10 protein-coding genes are annotated in these 15,584 nt (G+C 68.2%); 7 read left to right on the top strand and 3 right to left on the bottom strand.

The features are described 5' to 3' along the window. Positions 1-13: 13 nt before the first annotated feature. The 7 genes from glk to pyk all read left to right on the top strand — a co-directional run bounded on the left by glk (position 14) and on the right by pyk (position 12,623). On the top strand, positions 14-1,003 hold the full coding sequence (gene glk / locus AC1DCG_RS07900) for a glucokinase (protein WP_165260422.1): 990 nt from the start codon (positions 14-16) through the stop codon (positions 1,001-1,003). 192 nt (positions 1,004-1,195) lie between these two features. After that, positions 1,196-2,215 (top strand): LacI family DNA-binding transcriptional regulator, encoded by a 1,020-nt coding sequence (locus AC1DCG_RS07895; RefSeq protein ID WP_477028978.1) that lies wholly within the window; start codon positions 1,196-1,198, stop codon positions 2,213-2,215. Positions 2,216-2,355: 140 nt separating this feature from the next. After that, on the top strand, positions 2,356-3,501 hold the full coding sequence (locus AC1DCG_RS07890; protein WP_477036655.1) for an acyltransferase family protein: 1,146 nt from the start codon (positions 2,356-2,358) through the stop codon (positions 3,499-3,501). A 234-nt stretch (positions 3,502-3,735) separates the two neighbouring features. Further along, a complete protein-coding gene (locus AC1DCG_RS07885; RefSeq protein WP_477028976.1) occupies positions 3,736-6,699 on the top strand; it encodes a TonB-dependent receptor in 2,964 nt (987 codons plus the stop codon). Between the two features lie 96 nt (positions 6,700-6,795). Then, the gene (locus tag AC1DCG_RS07880; protein ID WP_477028975.1) at positions 6,796-8,295 is read left to right on the top strand and encodes a tryptophan halogenase family protein; all 1,500 of its coding nucleotides are present in this window, start codon (positions 6,796-6,798) and stop codon (positions 8,293-8,295) included. A gap of 385 nt (positions 8,296-8,680) precedes the next feature. Beyond that, positions 8,681-11,164: a glycoside hydrolase family 3 protein gene (locus AC1DCG_RS07875; protein WP_477028974.1), complete on the top strand. Its 2,484-nt coding sequence runs from the start codon at positions 8,681-8,683 to the stop codon at positions 11,162-11,164. 28 nt (positions 11,165-11,192) lie between these two features. Next, the gene (gene pyk, locus AC1DCG_RS07870) at positions 11,193-12,623 is read left to right on the top strand and encodes a pyruvate kinase (protein ID WP_165260410.1); all 1,431 of its coding nucleotides are present in this window, start codon (positions 11,193-11,195) and stop codon (positions 12,621-12,623) included. 219 nt (positions 12,624-12,842) lie between these two features. Here pyk and AC1DCG_RS07865 read toward each other — a convergent pair whose 3' ends face one another. The 3 genes from AC1DCG_RS07865 to AC1DCG_RS07855 all read right to left on the bottom strand — a co-directional run bounded on the left by AC1DCG_RS07865 (position 12,843) and on the right by AC1DCG_RS07855 (position 15,583). Further along, positions 12,843-13,541, bottom strand: coding sequence for a Crp/Fnr family transcriptional regulator (locus AC1DCG_RS07865; protein WP_477028973.1), 699 nt, complete (start codon positions 13,539-13,541; stop codon positions 12,843-12,845). A 320-nt stretch (positions 13,542-13,861) separates the two neighbouring features. Further along, complete coding sequence (locus AC1DCG_RS07860) at positions 13,862-14,365, bottom strand: pyridoxamine 5'-phosphate oxidase family protein (protein WP_477028972.1); 504 nt, start codon at positions 14,363-14,365, stop codon at positions 13,862-13,864. Between the two features lie 84 nt (positions 14,366-14,449). Next, entirely contained in the window at positions 14,450-15,583 is a 1,134-nt protein-coding gene (locus tag AC1DCG_RS07855; RefSeq protein WP_477028971.1) for an acyl-CoA dehydrogenase family protein, read from the bottom strand. Position 15,584 lies beyond the last annotated feature (1 nt).

The raw sequence follows: 15,584 nt of genomic DNA, 5'->3' as shown, positions 1-15,584 counted from the left end.
GAACGGGAAACCCATGAACGGCGCCAACGCACACGGCCTGGGCCTCGTCGGAGACATCGGCGGCACCAATGCGCGCTTCGCCCTGGTCGACTTCGACGGTCCGGATCCCCGGCTGATCGAGCCCACCGCCTACAAGGGCGAGGACTACGACACGGCCGAGGACGCTATCGAGGACTATCTGGCCAAGGTGGGGGTCAAGCATCCCGACCAGGCCGTGGTCGCGGTGGCGGGCCCGATCGAGCACGGCGCCGTTCACTTCACCAACATCGACTGGCGCCTGTCGGAAGACAGCCTGCGCCGCGCGGGCGGTTTCCGTAACGCCCGCCTGATCAACGACTTCACGGCCCAGGCCCTGGCCGCGCCGCGTCTGTCGCCCAAGGACCTGCGCCAGATCGGCCCGCTGCCGACCTCGGGCGAGGGCGACCTGGCGATCATCGGCCCGGGCACCGGCTTCGGCGCCGCCGGCATGGTGCGCCGCCACGGCTGCGACACGCCGCTGACCACCGAAGGCGGCCACATCTCGTTCGCCCCGGTCGACGAGATCGAGATCGAGATTCTGCGCGGCCTGCAGGCCAAGTACGGCCGCGTGTCGGTCGAGCGCATCCTGGCCGGTCCCGGCATGGAGGACCTGCACGTCCTGCTGGCCAAGATCGAAGGCCGTCCGGTCGAGGAACTGGCCGCCAAGGCCATCACCGAGGGCGCCGTGGCCGGCCGTGAATGCTGCAAGACCACGGTCGAGCGCTTCTGCGCCATTCTCGGCTCGACGGCGGGCGACCTGGCCCTGGCGCTGGGCGCGCGCGGCGGCGTGTTCATCGCCGGCGGCATCGCGCCCCGGATCATCGACCTGCTGGAAGCCAGCGCCTTCCGCGAGCGTTTCGAGGCCAAGGGACGGCTGTCGGACTACGTGAAGGACATCCCGACCCACGTGATCCTGCACCCGCACACCGCGCTGATCGGCGCGGCCGTGGCGATGACCCCGGACGGCCAGGCCTCGATTTCGTAGGCGCTTTTCTTTCCGAGCATCCCCGCCTTCGCGGGGAATTTTCGGGAGAGGAGGAGCGAGGTTTTCGTTACGGAAGCCTCCAGCAGGTCCCCCGTTTTCAGCAGCCCCGTTCAAAAAGGGGTCGCCTTGACAAGGTTGTCATGGCTTGTTGTCTCGCTTGAAGGCTGAATCAACGCCGCGCGAGGCCATTTCTTGAACGCCAAGGTTACGATCCACGACGTCGCCCGCATGTCGGGCGTATCGATCAAGACCGTGTCGCGGGTGCTCAACCGCGAGCCCAACGTCAAGGCCGACACCCGTGATCGGGTGCAGGAGGCGGTGGCGGCGCTGAACTACCGGCCCAACATCTCGGCCCGCAGCCTGGCGGGCTCCAAGGCCTATCTGATCGGGGTGTTCTTCGACAACCCGAGCCCCGCCTACGTCACCGACGTGCAGCTGGGCGCCATCGGCCGCTGCCGCACGGAAGGCTATCACCTGATCGTCGAGCCGCTCGATTCCGAGGGCGACGTCGAGGAGCAGGTGGCGCCGATGCTGGCCACCCTGCGCATGGACGGCGTGATCCTGACCCCGCCGGTCTGCGACGATGTCCGGGTCCTGGCGGTGCTGGACGCCGAGGGCGTGCCCTATGTGCGCCTGTCGCCCGATCGCGATCTCGACCGCTCGGCCTATGTGCGCATGGACGACATGGCGGCCGCCTACGAGATGACCGCCCACCTGATCAAGCTGGGCCACAAGGACATCGCCTTCATCAAGGGTCACCCCGACCACGGCGCGGCCCACCTGCGCTACGACGGCTATGCGAAAGCCATGGCCGACCACGGCCTGGCGGTGCGCGAGGATCGCGTGGCCCAGGGCTGGTTCTCGTTCCGCTCCGGCTTCGAGGCGGCCGAGACCCTGCTGGCGGGCGAGGATCGTCCCACCGCCATCTTCGCCTCCAACGACGACATGGCCCTGGGCGTCATGGCCGTGGCCAACCGCCTGCGCCTGAACGTGCCCGAGACCCTGTCGGTGGCCGGCTTCGACGACACGCCCGGCGCCAAGGTCGTCTGGCCGCAGCTGACCACCGTGCGCCAGCCGATCCAGGCCATGGCGGCGGCGGCGGCCGACCTGCTGCTCAGCGGCGACCTGAAGGGCGAGGACGGCGCGGTTCCCTCGCGCCTGCTGGATTTCGAGCTGGTGGTGCGCGAGTCGACGGGACCGGCCAGCAACTGAGCAATCGGCCGCATAGGTTGCGCGTTTTGTGGATCCGTACGGCCAAGCTCAATCTTAAGTGAATGGCTCAGCTTGTCATGAGCTCGTCGAACTTGCGTGCTTGATCCTGGCGGGTGGCAAGCGATAGCGAGCGTTCGACTATGGCCGTTGAATCCAACTTCAAGGCGATCGAGGGGCTGCGAGGGTATCTGGCGCTGTGGGTGGCCATTGGCCACGCCTTCCAGATGGCCGGGTATTTCGACCTTCCCGGACCGTTCAAGATCGTCATGAAGGGCGCTGTCGCCGTCGAGATCTTCATGATCGTCAGCGGCTTCGTGATCACCCATCTGCTGACCACGAAGGAAGAGAGCTACGGCCGCTACGTCGTGCGGCGGTTCTTCCGCCTCTATCCGTGCTTCGTGCTGTGCTGCCTGATCGGCTACCTGATCATCCCGCTGATGAGCGATTTCGTCCAATCGCGCGACTGGAGCGGGCCGGCCTGGACGCCCTATGTCGACAGCATCGTCCAGCTGGAGGACCAGCAGCGCGACAACTTCTGGGCTCACCTTGGCCTGCACGCGGTCATGCTGCACGGCCTGGTTCCCGGCGAGGTGCTGCCGCGCGCGCCGATGACCTTCCTGCCGGCCGCCTGGAGCATCTCGCTCGAATGGCAGTTCTACCTCGTGGCCCCTCTGGTGCTGGCGATGATTCGTACGCCGGCGCGGGCCGCCGTGCTGATCGTCGTCTGCATGGGCCTGTTCGCGTCCTACCGGCTGGGCGTGTTCGGCTCGTTCGAGGTGGCGTCCCACCTGGCGGGCAACATCGGCCCGTTCGCGGTGGGCATCGCCTCGCGGCTGGCCTTGCCCCACCTTCGCAAGGTCAGCGCCAACGCCCTGACGCCCGCCATGTTCGCCGGCGCCGCGGCCCTGGTCCTCCTCTACAAGGAGGCGCTCACCCTGCTGCTTTGGCTTCCGTTCTACTGCTTCCTCGTCTGGGGGCAGGGCAGGGGGCTGTCGGGCAAGGCGTTCGACCTGCTGTTCTCCAGCAAGGCCGTGGTCTGGGCGGGCACGATCTCGTTCTCGGTCTATCTGCTGCATCGTCCCGTCCAGGTCCTGGCGGTGACGCTCGTCGAGCGGCTGGCCGGCGTCCTGTCGCAACCCGAGACCCTGGCGGTTCAGTTCGTGGCGACCGCGCTGACCCTGCCGCTGGGCTGGCTGACCTATCGCTTCGTCGAGAAGCCAGGCATGGCCCTGGGACGCCGGGTCGTGGCCCTTGCACCCTTCAAGGCGGCCCCGGCGACGGCCTGAGCCGCTTTCGTCGATAAATCATACAAATAAAGAAAGCGAATTTTGTTACGCGGTTGACAGCGTTGTCCATTGACAGCGCTGTCGCGTTACTCCTAGGTTGCATCTGCCGACCCCCGAGAAGGGCCGGAGAACAAGGGAGGATGCGCAAGGCATCCCGAAAAACTGGCGAACTTGCTCACGTCGACACCGTCGGCGGAGATCGGCTCTCTGCGGCCGTAACCTAGGGGAATGCTCATGATTTCGAAGACTTACGCGACCCGGAACGCGCTGATGGCGGCGGCGTCCTCGGTCGTTCTGCTGGGCGCGGGCCAGGCCATGGCCCAGACCGCCGCGACCGATGCGGCGGCTCCGGCCTCGGCCCAGGAACCATCCTCGGTTGAGGAGGTGATCGTCACCGGCTTCCGCGCCTCGCTGCAGAGCTCGCTGTCGGCCAAGAAGAACTCGAACCTGATCATCGAGTCGGTCACCGCCGAGGACATGGGCAAGTTCCCCGACCAGAACATCGCCGAGTCGCTGCAGCGCCTGCCCGGCGTGCAGATCGACCGCGAGAACGGCCAGGGCACCCGGGTTCGCATCCGCGGTCTCGACCAGAACGTCACGGTGCTGAACAACGACATCTTCGTCTCGGGCATGGAGCTGTTCCGCCTGGGCGAGGGCAAGATCAACCAGACCAACTCGCTAGAAGGCATTCCGTCCGAACTGATCGGCGGGGTCGACGTCTACAAGTCGCCCGACGCCTCGCTGCTGGAAGGCGGCCTGGGCGGCATCATCAACCTGAAGACCCGCAACGCCCGCAGCCTGCGCGACGACATCACGATCGCCGGCGACCTGCGCGGCAACAAGGCCGGCGAGACCGACTGGAACCCGACCGGCTCGCTGGTGCTGGGCTACAAGTTCAGCGACCGCTTCGCCGTGCTGGGCACCGTGTCCTACGACAAGACCGAGCTGCACACCGACGTCCTGGGCGGCGAGAACCGCGGCGGCTGGGCGTTCAACGACCGGCCGGTGGTCGGCGGCGGAACCCTCGACGTGTGGTCGCCCGAGTATCGCTACGCCACCTACCGCGACCAGGAGCGCAAGCGCCTCGGCGCCTCGCTGAACCTCGACTTCGCCCTGACCGACTCGCTGCAGCTGACCGGCGACTGGTTCCACTCGGACCTGAAGATCAAGACCAGCGAGGCCTCGATCAAGTTCCCGTTCGCCAACGAGAACGCCACCTACGCCGCCGGCGCCAGCGTCGACAGCAACGGCGTGCTGCAGAGCGGCACGGTCACGGCCAACTCGGCCGAGGGCACCTCGTACCTGCAAGACTCCCAGGCCAAGACCGACAACTTCCAGGTCGCCCTGAACTGGGACAACGGCGGGCGCGTGACCGGCAGCGTGCGCGCGGCCTATTCGACCGCCGACTACGAGAGCGCCAGCGCCAACAACGACGTGCGCTACACCCAGTACACCGTGCGTAACGGCACGGCCGCGGGCCTGACGCCCAACGCCACCGCCCCGGCCACCTTCACCTACAGCTACGCCAACGGCGACAATCCGAAGTTCACCCCGGCCAATGCGGCGCAGTTCACCACGCCCTCCAGCGTGTTCGCCAAGTCGCACTGGGTGTTTGGCGAAGACACCCAGATCGACAACACCTCGATCCGCGGCGACCTGAAGTGGCGGCCCGAGTTCGGCGAAACCGGCGACCTGGTGATCAGCGCCGGCGTCCGCTACGCCGAGCGCAAGATCGACTCCGAGTTCTGGCAGCTGCTGGCCGACTATTCGGGCAAGGGCGAGCTGAACGGCCGCACCTACGGCCAGGACTGGACCCCGTACGGCTACTTCCAGGACGGGGCCATCGGCTTCAAGTCGTGCGGCCTGCCGGCCGGTACGCCGGGTCGTCCGAACTGCGGCCAGACCGCCACCGACGACGGCCGCTTCGGCGCTTCGCCGGCCCTGATCACGCCCTACCAGACGGCGGCGTCGAACCCCGAGCGGTTCGAGACCCTGACGGTCGGCGGCATCACGGCGCTGTTCCAGAACCGCAGCCAGATGGAAAACCCGGTGGCCTGGCTGTCGAACCTCTATTCCTCGACGCCGTTCAAGAAGTTCGCCGACCCGATCCAATCGTTCCGCATCAAGGAGCGCACCACCACCGGCTACGGCATGGTCGACCTGGGCGGCTCGGGCGATCGCTATCACGTCAATGCCGGCGTCCGCGTCGTGCGCACCGAGCTGACCATCGACTCCAGCGGCACGCCGACCTCGCCCTGGTACTGGGGTACCGACAGCTGGAACGGCGTCATCGGCAATCCGGACGCCATCAAGACCACCCGCGAATATACCGACGTCCTGCCCAGCGCGAGCGCGGTGTTCGACGTCAACGACAGCGACAAGGTGCGCGTGTCGGCGGCCCGGGTCGTGTCGCGTCAGGACCTGTTCCAGCTGGGCCAGGGCTCGGCCTTCAACTTCACCCGCAGCTCGACCCCGGGTCCGAACCTCAACCGCTTCCTCTACACCAACGGCAGCGGCGGCAACCCGGACCTCGACCCGTATCGCGCCTCGCAGTTCGACATCGCCTACGAGCGCTACTTCGGGCGTAGCGGCATCATCTCGGGCGCGTTCTTCTACAAGAGCGTGGACTCGTTCATCCAGACCGACACCGTGCCGCGCACCGTGGCTGACGGCTCGGTCGAGGGGGCGACCCTGGGTGTCTACACCGCGCCGGTGAACGGCGACGGCGGCAGCATCAAGGGCGTCGAACTGGCGGCGCAGTACGCCTTCGACAACGGGTTCGGCTTCAACGCCAACTACACCTTCTCCGACTCCGAGACCTCCAAGTCGAACGACTACGACGACAACCTGCCGATCCCGGGCGTGGCCAAGCACGCCTTCAACCTGCAGGGCTTCTATGAAGGACACGGCTTCGAGGCCCGCGTCTCCTACGCCTGGCGCGACAAGAGCTACCAGGGCGACTTCTCGTTCGGCTCGGGCGCGGACCGCCACAGCCTGGGCACGTGGGAGCGGGCCTATGGCCAGCTCGACGCCCAGGTCGGCTACCAGGTGACCCCGGCGATCAAGGTCGTCCTGGAGGGCATCAACCTGACCGAGGAGCCCACCGGCCGCTACCTGCAGTGGGAGAACCTGCCGTTCCGCTACGCCACGGCTGATCGCCGGATCGTGCTGGGCGCGCGGTTCAAGCTGGGGATGTAAGTCCTCTCATGCCGGCGACGGAGATCTTGCGAGCCCGTCGCCGGCTCTTTTCCTGACACGCGCTCCGCCAGAGGGCGCGAACGGGGAGGAAACGCCATGGATCGCGCCATTGGTTCGATCGCCATCCTGGGCGGCGGCACCGCCGGCTGGATGGCCGCCGCCGTGCTGGCCCAGGTGCTGCGCGGGACGAAGACGACCATCACCCTGGTCGAGAGCGCCGAGATCCCCACCGTCGGGGTGGGCGAGGCGACCATTCCGCCGATCCTCGACTTCCTGCGGCTGCTCGAGATCGATCAGGGCCAGTTCATGGCCGCCACCGAGGGCAGCTTCAAGCTGGGCATCCGCTTCGACGACTGGCGGGTCGTGGGCGAGCGTTACTGGCACCCGTTCGGAACCTTCGGGCCGTCGGTCGACCGCCGGCCCTTCCATCACATCTGGCACAGGCTGCGGGCGGCGGGCGATGATCCCCGCGTCGAAGCCTATAGCCTGGCCACGGCGCTGGGCGACGCGGGCCGCATGGCCTTCGCCGACGGGCAGGGGCCCCTGGGCGGCATGCGCCACGCCCTGCACTTCGACGCCGGACTGGTGGCGAAATTCCTGCGGACCTATTCCGAGCAGCGCGGCGTGCGCCGGCTGGAGCGGCGCGTCGAGGGCGCGACCCTCAAGGACGATGGCTTCGTCGAGGCCCTGGTGCTGGACGGCGGAGAACGGCTGGCGGCCGATCTCTTCATCGACTGCTCGGGTTTCCGGGGCGTGCTGATCGAGGGCGCGCTGAAGACCGGCTACGAGGACTGGAGCGACTTCCTGCCCTGCGACCGGGCGGTGGCGGGTCTGACCGCGCGCGACGCCAACCCGCCGCCCTTCACCCAGGCCGCGGCGCGGCCGGCCGGCTGGCGCTGGCGGATCCCGCTGCGGCATCGCACCGGTAACGGCTACGTCTATTCCAGCGCCCATGTCGGCGACGACGAGGCCCTGGCTGACCTGGAGCGCGAAGCCGGCAAACTTCTGACCGAACCACGCATCCTGAAGTTCACCGGCGGTCGCCGCAGGGCGTTCTGGAACCGCAACGTCGTGGCGCTGGGCCTCGCCTCGGGCTTCATCGAGCCTCTGGAGTCGACCAGCATCCATTTCGTGAGCAGCGGCCTGATGAAGCTGCTCGACCACTTCCCGGACAAGGGGTTCGATGCGGCCAACATCGCCGACTACAACAAGGCCCTGATCGCCGAGTACGAGGCGGCGCGCGACTTCATCGTGCTGCATTACCAGCCCACGCGGCGCGACGAGCCGTTCTGGCGCGAGCGGGCGCACGCGGCCCTGCCGCCGGGCCTCGCCGACCGGCTGGCGCTCTATCGCGGCACGGGGCGCATCCCGCACCGGCCGACCGAGCTCTTCACCGAGCTTTCCTGGTTCTACGTGCTGGAGGGCATGGGCGTACGGCCGGCCGCCCATGATCCGCTGGTCGAACTCTGCGATCTTTCGCAGGTGCGCGAGGGCCTTTCCGGCTGGCGGCGGCGCGTCGCCGAGATCGTGCAGGCCGCGCCCTCGCACGACGCGGCGCTCGACATGATCGCCGGCCGGGCGCGTCCGGCGGCTTGAGCGGGCAGGCGGGCGAGGGAAACGAAACGATACAAAAAGAAGATAGACAGCGCTGTCAGGAAATGGTGTCTGATCCATGTGACCGCTATCGCCACGCGCCTCGAAGGGCGGCGGGCGTGACCGTCGCGAAACGAAACAAGGGAAGGAAACCGCTTGGCCGACCAGCGCGCGATCGCGCCGCGGCCTTCGTCATCCGTCGTCTCTCATCCCGCTCCAGCGTCGGCGCATTGCGTCGGCGGGATGCCGTCTTCCGGCTGTCGGTTCCCCCCTCCGGCCGCGTGGACGCGTTGCTGGAGGCCCCTCCTGCAAGGGGTTGCTCCCACTGCGGCGCGGCGGGCTCGCCGCGCCGATCTTTTCGGATTTTCTCGCTTTCAAGGGCCCCGTCATGAAGCTTCGCCGTCCGCTCCTCCGCGCCTCGTCGCTGGCCTTGACCCTGGGCCTGGCCCTGCCGGCGCTGGCGGGCGAGCCGAGCCTGATCGCGACGACCCCGCAGACCACGGCCCATCCCGAGCTGTGGCCCGCGGCCAAGAGCCCGGCCAGCATCACCGACGCCAAGACCGAGGCCTTCATCACCCAGCTGATGAGCAAGATGAGCGTCGAGGAGAAGGTTGGTCAGACGATCCAGGGCGACATCGCCTCGATGACCCCGGCGGACCTGGCGACCTATCCGCTGGGCTCGATCCTGGCCGGCGGCAACTCGGCGCCTGACGGCAACGACCGCGCCACGCCCAAGGCCTGGACCGACCTGGTCGACGCCTATCGCAAGGAGGCCTTGGCCAAGCGTCCGGGGCGCACGCCGATCCCGCTGATGTTCGGCATCGACGCCGTGCACGGTCACAACAACATCGTCGGCGCGACCATCTTTCCCCACAATGTCGGCCTGGGCGCGATGCGCGACCCGGCGCTGATCGAGCGCATCGGCCAGGCCACCGGCGAAGAGGTGGCGGTGGTCGGCGGCGACTGGACCTTCGGCCCGACGGTGGCCGTGCCGCGCGACGACCGCTGGGGCCGCGCCTATGAAGGCTATGGCGAGGATCCGGAGATCGTCGCCAGCTATTCGGGGCCAATGACGCTGGGCCTGCAGGGCAAGCTTTCGCCCGGCAAGCCGATCGCGCCGGGCCGCATCGCCGGCAGCGCCAAGCACTTCCTGGCCGACGGCGGCACCCAGGACGGCCGTGACCAGGGCAATGCGGTGATCTCCGAGCAGGAGCTGGTCGCGATCCACGCCCAGGGCTATCCGCCCAGCATCGACGCCGGCATCCTGACGGTGATGGCCTCGTTCTCCAGCTGGAACGGCCAGAAGATCACCGGCAACAAGACCCTGATAACCGACGTCCTTAAGGGGCGGATGGGCTTCGAGGGATTCGTGGTCAGCGACTGGAACGCCCACGGCCAGCTTCAGGGCTGCTCGAACGTGTCGTGCCCGCAGGCGATGAACGCGGGCCTCGACATGTACATGGCCCCCGACAGCTGGAAGGGCCTCTATGAGAACACCGTCAAGCAGGTGAAGTCGGGCGAAATCCCGATGGCGCGCCTGGACGACGCGGTGCGCCGCATCCTGCGGGTCAAGGTCAAGTCGGGCCTGTTCGACCGGGTGGCGCCGCAGGTGCAGGGCAAGTTCGACCGCCTGGGCTCGGCCGATCACCGCGCCGTCGCCCGCGAGGCCGTGGCGAAATCTCTGGTGCTGCTGAAGAACGACGGCGTGCTGCCGATCAAGGCCGGCGCCAAGGTGCTGGTCGCCGGCGACGCCGACGACATCGGCAAGGCCTCGGGCGGCTGGACCCTGACCTGGCAGGGCACGGGCAACAAGAACAGCGACTTCCCCAACGGCCAGTCGATCTGGGGCGGCCTGAAGGAGGCGGTCGAGGCCGCCGGCGGCAAGGCGACCCTGGCCAAGGACGGCAAGTTCACGGGCCAGAAGCCGGACGTGGCCATCGTTGTGTTCGGCGAGGATCCTTATGCCGAGTTCCAGGGCGACGTGGCCAACCTGGCCTACCAGCCGAACGGCAAGACCGACCTGGAGCTCCTCAAGAAACTGAAGGCGCAGGGGATCCCGGTCGTGGCGGTGTTCCTGTCGGGCCGCCCGCTGTGGGTGAACCCCGAGATCAACGCTTCGGACGCCTTCGTCGCGGCCTGGCTGCCGGGCTCGGAAGGCGGCGGCGTGGCCGACGTGCTGGTGGCCGGCAAGGACGGCAAGTCCAGGCGCGACTTCACCGGCAAGCTGTCGTTCAGCTGGCCCAAGCGCGCCGACCAGGGTCCGCTGAACCGCGGCCAGCCCGGCTATGACCCGCAGTTCGCCTATGGCTACGGCCTGTCCTACGCCAAGCCGGCAGAGGTGGCGCAGTTGTCGGAGAGCGCCGGCGACCTCGGAACCGCCGCCAGCGTCGACCGCTATTTCGTCGCCGGCCGGGTGCCCGCCCCGTGGATGCTGAGCTTCTCGGGCGCGGGCGCGGTCAAGACGATCGACGCCGGAGCCCAGGAAAACGGCCGCCAGGCCACCTGGACGGGCGAGGGCGAAGGCCTGCTGGCGGTGCAGGGGCCGCCCGTCGACCTCTCGCGCCAGACCACCGGCGACATGGCCGTGCTCGTGCGGTGGCGAGTCGACAAGGCTCCGGTTGCGCCGGTTTATCTGACTGTCGGTTGTGGCGAATCCTGCGGTGGGAGGCTAGACGTAACGTCAACGTTGTCAGGTTCGAAAATCGGCGAATGGCGATCCGCCAAGATCAAACTTTCCTGTTTCCAGGCGGCGGGCGCCCAAATGGCGCACGTTTCGTCTCCCTTCGGCCTGAGCACCTCGGGGCCGCTGGCGATTTCGCTCACCGAAATCCAGCTGGCGTCCAACGAGGGCGACGCTTTCTGTCCCAAATAATCCCCCAAACTGACAAAGGAGCGGCCGCATGATCCGCGCGCGTCGTTCCCGCATCGTCGCCACCATCGGCCCGGCCTCGAGCTCGCCGGAAATGATCGTCAAGCTGGCCACGGCCGGCGCCGACGTCTTCCGCCTGAACTTCAGCCACGGCGCCCACGAAACCCACGCCGCCGTCTACGCCGCCATTCGCGCGGCCGAGGCGGTGGTCGGGCGTCCGCTGGGCATCCTGGCCGACCTGCAAGGGCCCAAGCTGCGCGTCGGCAAGTTCGCCGACGGTCCGGTTCAGCTGAAGCCCGGCCAGGCCTTCCGGTTCGATTCCGATCCGACCCCGGGCGACGAAACGCGGGTTCATCTCCCCCATCCCGAAATCCTGACCGCGATGAAGCCGGGCGCGACCCTGCTGCTCGACGACGGCAAGCTGCGGATGACCGTGACCGAAGCCGGCCCCGGCTACGCCAACACGACGGTCGTCAACGGCGGCAAGCTGTCCGAGCGCAAGGGCGTGGCCGTGCCGGACGTCATCATCCCGATGTCGCCCCTGACGCCGAAGGACCGCGAGGACCTGGCGTTCGCGCTGCGCCTGGGCGTCGACTGGATCGCCCTGTCGTTCGTGCAGGCGCCGGAAGACATGGCCGAACTGCGTCGCATCGTCGAAGGCCGCGCCGCGGTGCTGGCCAAGATCGAAAAGCCCCAGGCCCTGCAGACCTTGGGTCCGATCCTGGACCTCTGCGACGGCGTAATGGTGGCCCGCGGCGACCTCGGCGTCGAAATGGCGCCCGAAGAGGTGCCGGTGGCGCAGAAGGAAATCCTGCGCGCCGCTCGCGAGCGCGGCATTCCGGTGATCGTCGCCACCCAGATGCTGGAGTCGATGACCAGCTCGCCGACCCCGACGCGCGCCGAGGCCTCCGACGTGGCCAACGCCGTGTACGAGGGCGCCGACGCGGTGATGCTGTCGGCCGAAAGCGCCGCCGGCGACTATCCGGAAGAGGCCGTCTCGATGATGAACCGCATCATCGAGCGCGTCGAACGCGACCCGCGTTGGCCCGAACTGATGCAGGCCGAGCAGCCGCATGTCGACGAAGACGCCGACGTGCTGGTGGTCGCCGCCGCCGGCGCGGCCAAGTCGGGTTCGACCAAGTGCCTGGTAGCCTTCACCACCACGGGCGCCACGGCCCGCCGCCTAGCCCGCGAACGGCCCCTGCAGCCGGTGCTGGCCCTGTCGCCGAAGATCGAGGCCGTGCGTCGCATGGCCCTGGTCTGGGGCGTCGAGCCGCGCGTCAGCGCCCAGCCCGACAGCCTGGAGGTCGTCACCACCGACGCCGCCGCCCGGGCCCTGGAACTGGACCTGGCCAAGCCCGGCGAGCGCATCCTGATCGTCGCCGGCACGCCCTTCGGCGCCCCCGGCGCGGCCAACCTGCTGCGCCTGGCGCACGCGCCGTTCCCGGTGCGCAAGCGGTAGAAACCTCCAACCTCTCCCATGGGGAGAGGGAGGGGCCCGCGTGCGCAGGACGTGGGAGGGTGAGGGGGGAAGCCGCTGGCCGGCTTCCCCCCTTTTCTTTTGCCTGGAATGAAGAGGGGAGGGATGGGACCGCCAACGGTGTAACCCCTCACCCTCCCATGCTGCGCATAGGCCCCTCCCTCTCCCTCTGGGAGAGGTGGTCCATGGTCGCGGCCGCAGCTAACTGCCGAACGGTTCCGGCAGCAGCCGTTCATAACCCTTCCTCACCGCGCCGTAGCATTCGCAGGCGATGGCCTCGAGGCCCGCTCGGTCGAGGATGTCGACCACGCCGCGGCGATAGCGGATCAGGCCCTTGGCTTGCAGTGCGCCGGCCACGGCGGTGACCGTGGTGCGCTGGACGCCCAGCATGTCGGCCAGGAACTCCTGGGTCAGGCTTATGGTGTCGACGTCTATGCGGTCGCGGAACCCCAGCAGCCAGCGGCAGAAGCGGGCTTCGACCGCGTGCAGGGCGTTGCAGGCCACCGACTGGATGGCGTGGCCGAACAGCGCGTCATTGTGGCGCTCGATCAGGTCGCGCAGGATCGCGCTGCGCTCGACCCCTTCACGCAGGGCCGAGGCGCTGATGCGCGAAACCCCGCCCGGCGCCTGGACGATGGCGCGCGACAGCGACTGGCGCGGCGAGATAGCGGCCATCAGGCCAAGGCCGCCTTCGCGCCCGATGGTGGCCGACTCGATGGCCGCGCCGTTCTCCATCAGCGTCATCAGCGAGATGACGCAGTCGTGCGGGAAGTAGACCGTGTCGATCGGGTCGCCGGGATCGTACAGCAGCTTCCCCTTCTCCAGGTCCTGATGGGACAGCTGGGCGGCGATGTAGCCGAAATCCTCGGGGGGCAGAGAAGCGAGCAGACGGTTCTTCAAGGGATGTAGAGGCCCTGTCATGGCGAATCGAACGCCGGCTTGCGGCAAGGGTTGCAAGCTATAGGCAGGACTGGGGTGCGGCGCTGTCAGGTAGCCGACGCAATGCAGGCGTCGTCGGGAGTAAATCGAGGTGGGGCTATATTGTGGCCGTATGGGGCGCAATAGCTCCGACTATCTCGTCTATGTCGGGTTCCCGACAAAGAGTGTTGGGCGAGGCTGAAACTACAGAGAAATCAACGAGCCGTCGCCGCCTGCCGCAAAGGAAAGGGCCGCACCGTCGATGGCGCGGCCCTGATCGCCCGATCAGTCCGTGAACGGACTCAGGCGATGCCGATGTGGGCGCGATCGCCGAGGTCGGGCCTGCGGTCGGTGAGATTGGCCTTGGCGATTTCCCAGGCGAAGCGGATCGCGCCTGCCTTGGAGATCCACAGTTCGGCGTCGCGGGCGTCGAGGCGCAGCAGCGTCAGGTGCGGGTCGTCCTGGCCGTCGGGATACCAGGCGGCCACGATCGGCGACCACCAGCGTTGGATGCGGGCGGTGTCGTGGTCGCGGCTGAGGCGGCCGCCGATGCAGGCCTGGAAGTCGCCGTCCTTGGCCTGGACGACGAACATCGCATCGGCGCCGTCGGCCGCGACGGCCTGGGCCAGATCGGTGTCGTCGCGGGTGAAGAACCAGATCTGGCCGCTTTCCGGTTCGGCGAAGGCGGTCATCGGCTGATAGTGCTGGTGGCTGTGGACGAGGCCCAGCATGCCGAAGCGGGCGCTCTCGACCTCTTTCCAGAGGCGCTTTTCCACATCGGCCTTGTCGTGGGGATCGGTGCTCATGGCGTTCTCCTGCCTTCGGGGATGAGGGCAGGAGAACCTGTCGCGGGGAGGGCGGTTCCTAGGGTGGAGCTCCGCCTCGTGCTCCTAGAAACCCATCAGCCGCGCGTAGCGGTCGCGGTGGAACGACGCCCCGCCAAGCAGGGCCTCGGCCACGCGGGCGCGCTTCATGTAGAGGCCGGAGTCGTGTTCGTCGGTCATGCCGATGCCGCCGTGCATCTGGACCATCTCGTTGGAGGCCAGGTGCAGCACTTCGCTGGCCTTGGCCTTGGCGAGGGACGACAGGGCGCGGGCGTCGGCGCCGGCGTCCAGGGCCTCCAGCGCGGCCTCGACGCAGGAGCGGGTGGTCTCCAGGTCGGTGAACCACTTGGCGGCGCGGTGCTGCAGCGCCTGGAACGTGCCGATCACCTGGCCGAACTGGGTGCGGGTCTTCAGGTAGTCGAGCGTGATCTCGAAGGCGGCGCTGGCCGTGCCCAGCATCTCGGCCGCCAGGCCCGCATAGGCGCGATCGAGCACGGGCTCCAGGACCGCCCAACCCTTATCGACCTCGCCCAGGACCGCCTCGGATCCGACCTCGACGCCGTCGAAGGCGATCTGGGCCGCGCCCCGGCTGTCGGCCAGCGACAGGTGGGTGCGAACGACGCCAGGCGCGTCGCCGGGCACGAGGAACAGGGTGACGCCGTCGCTCTGACCGCTCTGGCCCGACGTACGGGCGGCGACGATCAGCAGGTCGGCGGCCTCGCCGTCGAGGACGAAGGTCTTGGTTCCGTTCAGGGTCCAGCCGTCGCCGCTTTGGGTGGCCGTCAGGGCGATCCGCGTCGGATTGTGGTGGGCGCTCTCGTCGATCGCCAGGGTGGCGACCGCCTCGCCGGTGGCGATCTTCGGCAGCCAGGCGGCCTTCTGGGCGTCGGAGCCGCCCAGTTCCAGGGCCGAGGCGGCGATCAGGGCCGTGGACAGGAGCGGGGAGGCCGCCAGGGTCTTGCCGGTCTCCTCCAGGATCAGGCCAAGGCCCAGATAGCCGAAGCCCGAGCCGTCATAGGCCTCCGGCACGACGACGCCCGCCCAGCCCATCTGGCCCATCTCGCTCCAGGCGGCCGGATCGAAGGTCTGCCCGGAGCGCTCGTTGCGCAGTTTGCGCAGGGCCGAGACCGGGGCGCTTTCCTGCGACCAGGTCTTGGCGGCGTCGCGCAGCATCGTCTGTTCTTCGGTCAGGACGGCCATG

It is taken from the genome of Caulobacter sp. 10L414, from assembly GCF_056395525.1.
Note: the sequence above shows the minus strand (reverse complement) of the source record. Positions and strands in the feature narration are given on the sequence as shown.